Genomic DNA, 11590 nt, shown 5'->3' on the forward strand with positions numbered 1-11590 from the left:
CCTTTTACCAGAGATTTTTCCGAATGCGCCCACTGATCGCTTCGCTGACCAGGATGACGGCGATGATGACCAGGGTGATCGCCAAGGCAAAATCGTAGTCGTAGCGGCCGAAGGCGTTCATCAGGGTCGAGCCGATGCCCCCAGCGCCGACGATACCGACCACCGCCGAGGCGCGCAGATTGCTATCCAATTGATAGATCGAAAGGCCAATCTGGCGCGGCATGATTTGTGGCAACACGCCGAATTGAAGCACGGTGAATGAGCCAGTGCCGGTGCTGCGCAGCGCTTCCACCTGGCCCCAGTCGATTTCCTCGATGCGCTCCGCGAGCATCTTGGCAACGAAGCCGATGGAGTAGATGGTCAAGGTCAGAATACCCGCCACCGGGCCGAATCCTACGGCCTTGACGAACAAAATGGCGACGATGACCGGGTGAAAACTACGGGCGATGATGATCAAGATGCGGCCCAGCAGATAGACCGGCAGGGCAGCGATGTTGCGCGCCGCCATGAAGGCGATGGGCACACTCAGTGCCAGCCCGAGCAGGGTGGCGAGAATGGCGATCTGCAGGCTTTCCAGAAAACCCTTCAGCAGTAGCCCGCCGCGGTCGAAGTTGGGCGGAAAGGCGCCACCGAAGATGCGCGCTGCGCGCTCCATGCCTTGGCTGATGCGCGCCCAGTCGAAGGGCAGAGTGGCGATTGCCCAGGCGGCATAGATCACGAAACCGATCAGGAGTCCCCAGCGCAGCCAAGGATTGGCAATGAAGGGCGCCTTGCGCCACTGGCGGGGCGTTGCTGCCGGCGTCGAGTTGCTGCTCATGTTGCCACCTTGTCGGTACTCGAGACTGTGGCAGGCGTTTCCTGGTCTTCCGACGTGCCGCTGTACACCGAGTCCATGGCGTCCTGGTCCAGATCGTCGGGCTTGCCATCGAAGATGATGCGCCCGAAGCGCATGCCGACGATGCGCTGAGTGAACTCCTTGGCTTCGTTGACGTTGTGAATATTGATCAGTACGGGCAGGTGCAGCTCACTGGCGAGTCGTTGCAACAACTCCATGATCTGGCGAGATGTGACCGGGTCCAGAGAGGCGGTGGGTTCGTCCGCGAGCAGGATGTCCGGATCCTGCATCAACGCGCGCACGACGCCGACCCGCTGGCGCTCGCCCCCGGAAAGCTCGTCGGCGCGCTTGTTGGCATAATGCGCAATCCCCACCCGCTCCATGAGCTGGAAGGCGCGTTCGATATCTTCCGCCGGGTAACGACGCAGGGCGGCACGCCAGTAGGGGATGTACCCCAGGCGGCCGCACTGCACGTTCTCCATGACCGTCAGCCGATCGACCAGATTGAAGCCCTGAAAGATCATGCCGATACGTCGGCGAGCCTTGCGCAACCCTTCGCCGCGCAGTGTAGTGAGCTCGAGGTCGTTTAGCGCGATACTGCCCGAGGTTGGTTCGACCAGGCGATTGATACAGCGTAGCAACGTACTCTTGCCGGCCCCCGAGGCGCCGATTATCGAAACGACGGATTCTCCCGGCACTTCCAGATCGAGCTCCTTGAGTACGGGCTCGCCATTACCGTAGCGCTTGACCAGGCGGTTGATGCGAAGCATGGGGGATCCTTAGCGTTTATTTCCAAACGTCTTGTAATGATGGATCCCGGGGGCAAGGCAAAGCGAGGGTCTTTTGCCATGGCCGGGAAAAGCTCCATGCAATCCCGGTATTTCCGCCATCCATGGCGGTCAGATAGCAAAAGTAGCGCCCAAGGACGGGTTTACAGCGCCCTCGCAATGCCTTGCTGCCGGAGAAGTCCGTCTTGCTTATCGGGTTTTGTCCTTTTATTCGATATTCTCGCGGGTGTAACTGATCCCGTTCGCTTCCTGAATATCCCGGATGACCTCCCAGTCTTCCTTGTAGCTGATGGGTACGAATTGTGTGACGCCGGTGAACTCTTCACCCAAGGCCGTCCCTTGCATGTCGAAGCTCATGAAGGCGTCCTTGATCTTCTCGGCAAGCTCCGGTTCGAGGTTGTGTGCGTAGGTATAGGAAGTGGTCGGGAAGCGCTTGGACTCGAATACGATCTTGACCTCTTCGGGATCATAGAGCCCTCGATCCGCCATGCGATCGACCACTTCCGAGGCCACCGGAGCGGCATCGTAGTCTCCGGCCACCACGCCGAGCATCGACTGGTCGTGGGAGCCGGAATAGACCACCTCGTAGTCCTCACCGGGCACGATGCCCTGTTTGGGAAACAGCGCGCGTGGCGCCTGATTGCCAGAATTGGAGGTGGGGGAGGTGTGGGCCACGCGCTTGCCCTTGAGATCCTTTAGTTCGTCGATCCCGCTGTCCTTGCGGGTGTAGACCTGCAGCGTATAGCCGAAGTTGCCGTCCTCGGAGCCCATGATGGCAAAGGGCACTGCGCCGGCCAGGTTGACTGCGAAGGGCGTCGGGCCGGTGGAGAAACCTGCGATATGGATGCGATTGCTGCGCATGGCTTCGATTTCCGCGGAGTTGGATTGCACCGCGAAGAAGCGCACGTCCTTGCCGGTCTTTTCGGATAGGTGTTCGATGAACGGCTCCCAGATATCGGCATAGATCGCCGGATCCTCGACCGGAGTGTAAGCGAAGATCAGCGTATCCGGATCGAGTAGCTTCGAGGGGTCGCTTGGTGTATCCGCGACAAGATCGTTATTTGCGTCGCAGTACATGGGAGCCAAGGCGCCTTGGTTGGAGCACTCCTGGGCGGCCATGACACTGGCGGAGGGGACCAGCAACGCGGTAATGGCGGTGCCTAGTATCATCTGTTGAATACGCTGGACGTTGACGCGAAGCCGAGCTGGATCAAGTGCTTTTGTCGACATTGCGAGAGCTCCTTATCCCTTATTGAGATTATTATCGGACCGAGCCAATACGGTATACATAGATGAGAGTAGATAGCAATCCAAGTGGCTTCAATTAGCATAAGGGCGTATGGCCGTTTTCCGGTCAATCCAATAAGTGTTCATTGCAACGCGTAAACAGAGGAAGAAAATCCTATGCGCAGCTTTGCCGATGCAGATTTTGATCTGCTGGCACACGTCGATGTCGTACTCACGGATGTTGACGATACATTGACTCGTCACGGCAAGCTGGCACCGGGAACGCTTGACGCCATGGCGGAACTGATGGCGGCGGGAATTCGAGTGATTCCCGTCACCGGTGGCTGTGCCGGCTGGTGTGATCATATCGTGCGGGCCTGGCCGGTCAGTGCAGTCATTGGCGAAAGTGGGGCGTTTCGTTTTCGCCTGAATGCACACGGCCGGCTCGAGCAGCGTTTCATTCGCCCGCTGAATGAATTGCAAGCGGAGCAGCGCCAGTTATTGAGGATCGCAGAACAAGCGCTGCAGCAAGTGCCTGAGGCGCGGCTCGCCGCGGATCAGCCGTATCGCCTGGTCGACGTTGCGGTCGATCATGCTCAGGACATAGGGCCCTTGAGCAGTGAGCAGGTCGCGGCATTGATCGCACGGTTTCACGAGGCCGGGGCGAGCGCCCGGGCCAGCTCGATCCATGTCAATGCCTGGTTCGGCGATCACGACAAGGCGGCCATGGCGGGGCGTTTACTTGAAGAGGACCTGGGCTTGAATACGAGGGACCGAGCCCGGCGCGTTCTGTTCATCGGCGATGCGCCCAATGACGAGCCGCTTTTTCGTGATGTTTCCTTGAGCGTCGGGGTCGCCAATATCACGCCGCATCTTGCCAGGCTGGTCCATACGCCGCGCTGGCTATGCAGGGCTAGTCATGGTGAAGGCTTCGTTGAAATGGCAACAGGCTTATTGGCGGCGCGCATGCGACCTTTTAATGAATGATGCTGGCGCTGGATGTGTCATTCTATAAACAAGTCACAACGGTGACAGATTGGTGACCGAATGAAATACTCCGGTCGAGAAGCATGGGCCTGCACGAATGAAAAAACAATCATCGCTACTCAAGAAGCGGCTTGGGAAATACCTGCCGATAGCGGCACTGATCATAGTCGTAGGCGGTTTTCTGGTTCATAGTTACTGGCCGGTACTGGCGCCCGATCGCTTTCCACGTCTTTTTGCTGCAATAACCCCCGAGACCATTCTCGAAACACTGGTTACTTGGCATGCACTCGGCGTGGTGATCGTGCTTGGGTTGCTGATATTGATCGTTTTGACCCCCTCGGCCTGGGCCATTGCGCTGGGCATGCTTGGCTTCATCTATACGCTTTTCTGGGGCCTCTGGCGGGTGGCGGACATGATGACCGGCGTGGGCATCAATCAATCCGTCGTCTTTCATTTCTTCAGTGGTACCGAGGGCGCGGACTACACCCAGTTCCTACGGGAGATCATCGTATTCACGGCGTACGTGAGCCTAGCGCTGCTGTTTGTTTTACTTCCCCTGGTCAAGACATGGCGGCAGCGCCGGCGGAGCGTTGATCGGGTTTCGCCTGTACGACATGACATCAAGTACGGCACGATGGTATCGCTAACGCTTGGCTGTCTCCTGGTAAGCATTGGCTGGCTGGCCTCACCCTGGCATCAAAACATCGTCGCCTTGACCCATACCTACTCAACGCTAGACAGCGATCAGGAACGGCGGCTCGAAGCGTTGTACAACACCGATCGGCGCTCTCTCAGCCGCGACAAGAATCTCGTCGTGCTCTATCTGGAAAGCATCGAGTCGACTTATTTCGACGAATCTATTTTTCCCGACCTCTTGCCAAGATTGCGCGCCCAGCGCAACGAATCCGCCTACTTTTCAGGCATCGAGCAAACCCCCGGTGCCGGCTGGACGATCGCGGGACTCGTGAATACCCAGTGCGGTTTACCCTTGGTAACTCCGGGAGCGGGGGCCAACGAGATGGGCAAGGTAGCTCACTTCCTGCCCAAGGCAAAATGCTTCGCGGAGTATCTCGACGAAAACGGCTTCGACACGGTTTACATGGGTGGCTCTTCATCGGAGTTTGCCGGGAAGGGGCGCTTTCTGGAGCAGCACGGGTTCAAGACCGTGCGGGATAAGCACTATTTCAAGGAGTGGCAGCAGAGCAAAGGCAAGTTTGCAGTCTGGGGCGCATACGATGATGAAGTGTTGGAAAGCACCTATTCGGAATTCGTCGAACTCTCGAAAAAAGAAACACCCTTTGCGCTTTTTGCACTCACCATGGATACCCACCATCCTCATGGTCATATCTCGCCCAGCTGCAAGGAGGTTCGCTATCGGGACGGCGAGATAAATACGCTCAATGCCTTGCGCTGCGCGGATCGTCTGGTATCCCGTTTCATCGATCGCGTTCGCAGCTCACCTTATTACGAGAACACGCGTCTGGTCGTGCTATCCGATCATCTGGCCATGATCAACGATGCTCAAGAGATGATCGAAAAAGCGGATAAGCGAGAGAATCTGCTGATGGTGTTCGATAGTGACGTAGCACACGGAGAGCGGCGAGTGCAGGGCACCATGCTCGATGTCGGGGCCACTCTCATGAGTCTGATGGGTGCAGACAAGACCGCTCTGGGGTTCGGACGTTCGCTGTTCGAGAAGGATTCAACCGGTACGCCGGCTTATACCAGGGATTACTACATCAGCGGCGATGTTACCCAGTATCTGAGTTTTGCCCGAGGGTTGTGGGGCATGCCGACGGTCCAGGGGGAGATCAGGAGTAACGGTCAAGGCGTTCTTGTGGGTGACAATCGGCTCGAGGCGCCTTTCTTTTCGGTACTCGACGATAAGAACAAGGTCGTGGAGCTCTATTTTCAGAACTTTGCCGAGCACATCGAAAGTCTGAAGGAAGGAGCTCGTTATCTGTATGCCCTTGAATGCGAAGAGGCCCGCAGTGCCGATGTGGGTATCTGCCTGGTGTCGGGATTGAAAGGTGCTGGGGAGCGTGTGTTTTCCTCGTCGGAATTGCTCAATGGCATATTGGCTACCGACATTCTGTGAGCAAAAAGCCCAGTGCTGAATGATTTCGTTGTCAGTTGATGAAAGATAACAAGCAATAAAAAACGAGGATCGGCTAGCCGATCCTCGTTTCATTGGCGCTACATCAACAATACTCTTAAACGATTATTCTGATGAAAGCGCTACATCAGAGAAGAAGCTTTCAGGCACCACGCGTCGGGGTATTACCCGAATTGATGTCCGTTCTTGAAAGATCCTGCTCCGTTGGTTTGCCCGTACTGGATGATGTCGAGGATGAACTGCCCGGTGTTCCGGTTCCGGTAGTCCCCGTGCTTCCTGGAGTTCCTGATGTCGACGCAGTCCGAGACGAAGTGCCAGTAGTGCCCGTCGTGGATGAAGAGCCTGTAGTGGACGAGCTGCCATGGCTGCTCGACGAGCCTGCAGTCGTACCCCGAGAATCAGGCGCTTCAGGAGCATCCTGCTTCGCTTTCTGGGCTTTTTCTTCAACCTTGGACTGAGCCTTGTCTGCTTGTTTCTGGCCTTCCTCGGCGGCGCGATCGACCAACCTGTCCCGAGTGTCTCCCAGCTGCTCGTCCTCGAAGCGTGTAGAAGGCAGCAGGCTGCCGATGGCGGCACCAATGGCAACGCCTAGAGCCGCAGTCGCCAAAGGATGTTCCTGAATGAATTGCGTCGTTTGCTGGCCGGCGCTCTGAGCGCGATAAGAGGCACCGCGCATGGCAGAGCGTGAACCGCTTTTCATTCGTGAGGTACCATCACGCATACTGCTCGACATGCTCTGAGCGCGGCCTTTTACGCTACTGGACATGTCTTGAGCACGCTCCTTCACGCTGCTCGACATGTTTTGTGCCTTTTCCTTGGCACCACTCATACGTCCCTTGCCTTGGCGGTCGTCGTGATCCGAATCTCCGACGGTGCCCGTCGTATACGCTGCCGGCGGCACGCGCGTAGTCGTGGCCCCCGAAGTCGTGCCGGTGGTTGGCGGAACGCTGGTGGAAGAGGGTACGGAAGTCGTTGGCGGCACTCGGGTGGAGTCGCTCGGTAGACCTGCCGTAGTGGCGGATGACGTGCCGGTCGGTGCCGGACGAGTCGTCATGGGGTAGTGGCGGCTGTCTTCGTAACCATACATGTCGACGTCGTCACGATCACGACGGGAATACTTGCTGGGGTTACGCTGAGCCATGATCAGCCAGCCCAGGCCGACCCCGGTAAGCACGAAAGGAACCGGGTTGTTCTTGATGGTCTCGCTCAGATTGGAGGCAAATTCATTGGCCCCGCCACCGCGCACATAGTCCATCGTAGTATCGATCAATCGCCGAGGTGAGATCCTGTCCTCGAGTTCGTGCAGCGTGCGATCCAGTCTTTCACGATTCTCTTCGATATCGGCTTCGATCTCTTCCGGCTTGCGGGTATCCTGATTATTATCGCTCATTTTTCAGCTGCTCCTTAGCCTCGACTTTGTGATGTTGAGCCATTTCCTTGTCTCTCTGAACGCTGGAAATAGTGCGCTGGGGCATCAGGTTCGTGGCCTTGAGCTTTTTCTTGCCAGTTTGCAACATGATGAACCCGACAATGAGGACGATCACGCCAACGATCAGAGCTGAAAGCCAAGGGGTTTCCAGTACCGTATCCAGCCCAAAGACTGCAGCTGCCAGCAGTACCAGAAAGCCACACATGAGTACCGCGCCCGCGGCTGCTATCGAGCCGACACCGGTACCGATCTGGGAAACCTTTTCACCCATCTCAGCTTTGGCAAGATCGACTTCGTTACGCACCAATGACGTTACTTCGTTCGTCAAACTTGATATCAAGGCGCCAAAGGACGAGGAACTTTCTCTCGTCGTGTTTCTGTTGTCTGTATCCATGCTATTAGCCTCCCTGGCTAGTTGCGTTGATTTTTTTCACTTGAAATTTCTGTATTAGAAACACGAGTTTCAAGTCTCAGTAAGGCCTTGAGCCCAGTGAGTCGCTTGATGTACCCGCCGTCGTGCTGCCAACGCCTGACGTGGACGTAGTAGACCCAAGTGAAGACGAGCCTGTAGTAGACCCACGCGAGGAAGAACCAGAGTAGGAGGTGTTCGATGAACTGTTTTGCTGGGAACTATTCAAAAAGCGTGCCAGGAAAAAGCCGGCTGCAATTGCGCCGCCCAGGAATACAGCGGGTTGACGACGGCTATAGTCCTGTACCTGATGCATCAGGCCATCCAGGTTCTGTTCGCGCAATCGCTGAGAGATGCTATCCGTAGCCCTGGCGATGTTGTTTGCATAGCCAGAAAAGGACGTTTGATCCTGTTCATCGAACTCTTTAGCCATTTTACGGAAAGCAGACGATAGTCCTTCCGCCTGGTTAGCAGCGTTCTCTTTCTGCTGGTCGAACATGCCCTCTGCTTGCTTGCGAGCCGCATCCTTGACTTCACCGGCAGTCTGCCGAGCCTTGTTCTTGGCTTCTTCAGTGTGGCGGGAGTTTCCAGCAACATTTGAGGAGGAGCTCATGTTACCGGAGGATTGAGAGCCCGTAGAAGGTGAGTTCGAGGTATTGGAATTTTCCGGATCGATCATGCGCATATCTCCCTATTTAACCCAGATTAATATTACGAAGAAAACAAGGAGCTTCCAGCTGCCTCTTCATTGTTTTCGGTTCGCCAAGGTAAATGTAGTGTATCGGCGCGCGGTGTCAACCCTCAATTGAGTGGTAGCTTTTTTACAATATCTCAGGAATGTTCTGGCGTGAAGTCGAAAGCTTTGAACAGATACTTAATCCAGCGCCTCAAATATTAAATTGTTATTTTTTGTTAAATAATAACGAGGGTAATATAAATAGTAGCTTTAGACCAAGTAGCGAGATAATCGTCAGATGTTCTTCATCATGGGTTATTGGAGGTAGAAGTTATCTTCTTTTAAGGTTTTGAATTTATGCAGTTCCATGAGGAATTCCAATGTCATTTCTGGAAAACGTTACGCAATATCTCATAGAGCATGAGTTAAAGTTGGCTACAGCGGAATCTTGCACTGCGGGGTTGATGGTTTCGGAACTGGCCAGAATACCGGGTAGTGGCCAGGCGATTGACTGCGGACTGGGAGTCTACTCGCCTGAAGCAAAAAATCGCTATCTTGGCGTACGTTACGCCACTATCGACAACTTCGGGCTTACCAGCGAGGAAACCTCAAGAGAAATGGCGCTTGGGGCGCTTGATAACAACCACGCCGATCTCGCCATTGCTAACACGGGTATTGCTGGCCCTCAGCCTCAAGGAGACATTCCCGTAGGAACAGTATGTTTTGCTTGGGCTTTTCGTCATGCGGAAAAGAAATATCTGTACTCCGAGACTCGTCGCTTCAATGGGGATCGAAACGACGTGCGCCTTGCCGCAGCCCATCATGCGCTCGAGCGTGTTCTTTACTACCATCAGGCAGTACTTGAAGGAAAGGCGCCGCCCTTGTGACCCTGTCACGTCGCTGACGGAAGAGCGCAAAGGATGAGTGCAAAGAGAAAGGAGGCACAAATGAGTGATGATAATAAGGAAGCGATGCAAAGACGCATCATCGAGGCGCTTGGCGTACAAGCATCGATTGACCCGCAGCAGGAAGTTCAGCGTCGTTGCGAGTTTCTGTGCGAACGCATGATCGCTACTGGCCAGCATGGCCTGGTGTTGGGAATAAGTGGTGGCGTCGATTCAACGGTAGCAGGGCGACTAGCGCAAATGGCAGTCGAAAAGGCTCGCGAAAAGGGAGTGGATGCGCGCTTTTATGCGCAGCGTCTCCCTTATGGTGAGCAGCATGATGAAGATGAAGCACAAGCTGCTATCGATTTCATCGTTCCGGACGAGATCCTGACGACGAACATCAAGCAGGCCACGGATGCCATGATCGATGATCTGGAAAAAGGTGGCCTCACCTTCAAGGATGAGCATCATCGGGACTTTGTGCTTGGCAATATCAAGGCACGTCAGCGCATGATCGCCCAATACGCCGTGGCGGGAGCCGCTGGCGCGTTAGTCGTGGGTACCGATCAGGCCGCAGAAGGGGTGATGGGGTTTTTCACCAAATATGGCGACGGAGCCTGTGATCTGGCGCCGTTGACCGGCTTGACCAAGGAGCAGGTGCGTGAACTAGGACGTACCTTGAAAGCACCGTCGGATCTCATTGAGAAAGTGCCTACGGCGGATCTTGAATCTCTCAAGCCGCAACTTACCGACGAAGATGCCCTTGGAGTGAGCTACGAGAATATCGATCGTTTTTTACAAGGCCAAAGGGTGAACGAGGAGGCTTACCAGACCATAGTCGAGGCGTATCAGCGTACCGCGCATAAGAGAGAGCTTCCTGCCGCCCCCTAAACATGCTTGTTTTTTTGAGCGCCGGATACCTCTTCCGGCGTTTTATCAATCGTCTAATTGATCACCCAAGCCAAGGAGCCAGCTAACCATGAAAGATATCAATATCATACTGGCCGTTGCCGGTGGTTTGGTATTGCTATTGGGTTTACTGTCGCGTCCAATCGATCGTTCCTGGTTATCGCCTCCCTTGATAGCCTTTTGTCTGGGGGTAGTGATCGGCCCTCATGCCCTGGGTCTGCTCGATCCCGATGTTTGGGGCAATAGCCACCATCTGCTCGAAGAGGCAGCCCGATTGACCCTCGGCATCAGCCTCATGGGAATCGCGCTTCGGTTGCCCGCTCGATTCCCCTTGGTGCATTGGCGTTCCCTATTGATCTTGCTGGGTATCGGTATGCCGATCATGTTTCTGATCAGTGCACTACTGACTCAGTGGACGCTTGGGGTCCCCTTGTTGATAGCACTATCGATCGGCGCGAGCATTTGTCCGACGGACCCGGTCATTGCCTCGTCGATCGTGACTGGCGGTGTCGCCAATGACAATCTTCCCGCCGGATTCCGACATTTGCTCTCGGTAGAATCTGGCGCAAACGATGGCCTGGCATATCCCTTTGTGTTTCTGCCTATTTTAATACTGACCACGCCCACAGACACGGCCTGGTTGGAGTGGTTCTTCCAGGTCTGGCTTTGGGAAGTGGGCGGTAGTGTAGTGATAGGTGCCGTAATGGGCTGGTGCTGCGGCGAACTGCTGAAATGGTCCGAGCACAAGGGGTTGTTCGATCAGCCTTCTTTTTTGGCGATCACCCTGGCACTGACACTGTTGGTACTCGGAGTCGGCAAACTGTTGGGAACGGATAGCATCCTGGCGGTATTCGCGGCAGGCATTGCCTACGATCAACGAGTGATCGGCAAGGAGCGTAGTGAAGAGGACAACGTTCAGGAGATGGCCAACCTGTTCTTTACCATGCCGGTTTTTGCCTTGTTCGGTTTGATGGCTCCCTGGGGCGATTGGCTGACGCTGGGCTGGAGCGGTTTGTTGCTGGTGGTGCTCATACTGCTATTGCGGCGCTTGCCGGTCATCTTGATGCTGCACAGGTGGCTGCCGCCGGTACGGGAGCGCAATATTGCCTTGGTCATGGGCTGGTTTGGCCCCATTGGCATCTCGGCACTGTTCTATGGCGTGCTGGCATCGAGTCGTACCGGAGACGATTCGATATGGATCGTGGTTAGCCTGTGTGTATTTGCTTCAGTCGTTGCGCATGGGATAACCGCAGCACCCTTTGCCAGGCTATATGCGCGCAATCAGGATCGTTGTTGAGGCTGCTTTCAAGCGTATGAGCATGAGTAG

At 55.4% G+C, this 11590-nt stretch carries 11 protein-coding genes; 5 read left to right on the forward strand and 6 right to left on the reverse strand.

All coding sequences use genetic code 11. The features are described from left to right. Positions 1–4: 4 nt before the first annotated feature. The 3 genes from phnE to phnD form a co-directional block, all read right to left on the reverse strand. Positions 5–817, reverse strand: coding sequence for a phosphonate ABC transporter, permease protein PhnE (phnE, locus tag H7850_RS16485; protein ID WP_227370575.1), 813 nt, complete (start codon positions 815–817; stop codon positions 5–7). Continuing rightward, the gene (phnC, locus tag H7850_RS16490) at positions 814–1605 is read right to left on the reverse strand and encodes a phosphonate ABC transporter ATP-binding protein (RefSeq protein WP_227370576.1); all 792 of its coding nucleotides are present in this window, start codon (positions 1603–1605) and stop codon (positions 814–816) included. The genes phnE and phnC overlap by 4 nt, the downstream gene beginning before the upstream one ends. 225 nt (positions 1606–1830) lie before the next feature. Next, positions 1831–2853 carry a phosphate/phosphite/phosphonate ABC transporter substrate-binding protein gene (gene phnD, locus H7850_RS16495; protein WP_227370577.1) on the reverse strand — a complete coding sequence of 341 codons (1023 nt, stop codon included), beginning with the start codon at positions 2851–2853 and terminating at the stop codon, positions 1831–1833. 174 nt (positions 2854–3027) lie between these two features. Here phnD and H7850_RS16500 point away from each other — a divergent pair, with 174 nt between their 5' ends. Together H7850_RS16500 and H7850_RS16505 are read left to right on the forward strand one after the other, a co-directional pair. Continuing rightward, positions 3028–3837, forward strand: coding sequence for an HAD-IIB family hydrolase (locus H7850_RS16500; protein WP_227370578.1), 810 nt, complete (start codon positions 3028–3030; stop codon positions 3835–3837). Between the two features lie 97 nt (positions 3838–3934). Then, positions 3935–5935, forward strand: a complete 2001-nt coding sequence (locus H7850_RS16505) for a sulfatase-like hydrolase/transferase (protein WP_227370579.1) — start codon at positions 3935–3937, stop codon at positions 5933–5935. A gap of 160 nt (positions 5936–6095) precedes the next feature. On the opposite strand, the gene H7850_RS16510 is transcribed toward H7850_RS16505, so the two are convergent. The 3 genes from H7850_RS16510 to H7850_RS16520 all read right to left on the reverse strand — a co-directional run bounded on the left by H7850_RS16510 (position 6096) and on the right by H7850_RS16520 (position 8470). After that, the gene (locus H7850_RS16510; RefSeq protein ID WP_227370580.1) at positions 6096–7343 is read right to left on the reverse strand and encodes a DUF3618 domain-containing protein; all 1248 of its coding nucleotides are present in this window, start codon (positions 7341–7343) and stop codon (positions 6096–6098) included. Next, entirely contained in the window at positions 7333–7776 is a 444-nt protein-coding gene (locus tag H7850_RS16515; protein WP_227370581.1) for a phage holin family protein, read from the reverse strand. Before H7850_RS16515 ends, H7850_RS16510 begins: the two co-directional genes overlap by 11 nt. A 76-nt stretch (positions 7777–7852) precedes the next feature. Further along, positions 7853–8470 (reverse strand): hypothetical protein, encoded by a 618-nt coding sequence (locus H7850_RS16520; protein ID WP_227370582.1) that lies wholly within the window; start codon positions 8468–8470, stop codon positions 7853–7855. 377 nt (positions 8471–8847) lie between these two features. Here H7850_RS16520 and H7850_RS16525 point away from each other — a divergent pair, with 377 nt between their 5' ends. The 3 genes from H7850_RS16525 (at position 8848) to H7850_RS16535 (ending at position 11560) form a co-directional block, all read left to right on the forward strand. Beyond that, positions 8848–9354 (forward strand): CinA family protein, encoded by a 507-nt coding sequence (locus tag H7850_RS16525; RefSeq protein ID WP_227370583.1) that lies wholly within the window; start codon positions 8848–8850, stop codon positions 9352–9354. 60 nt (positions 9355–9414) lie between these two features. After that, positions 9415–10245 (forward strand): ammonia-dependent NAD(+) synthetase, encoded by an 831-nt coding sequence (gene nadE, locus H7850_RS16530; protein WP_227370584.1) that lies wholly within the window; start codon positions 9415–9417, stop codon positions 10243–10245. Between the two features lie 88 nt (positions 10246–10333). Next, on the forward strand, positions 10334–11560 hold the full coding sequence (locus H7850_RS16535) for a cation:proton antiporter (protein WP_227370585.1): 1227 nt from the start codon (positions 10334–10336) through the stop codon (positions 11558–11560). Positions 11561–11590: the final 30 nt, after the last annotated feature.

The organism is Halomonas sp. M20, assembly GCF_020622265.1.
GTDB lineage: Bacteria > Pseudomonadota > Gammaproteobacteria > Pseudomonadales > Halomonadaceae > Modicisalibacter.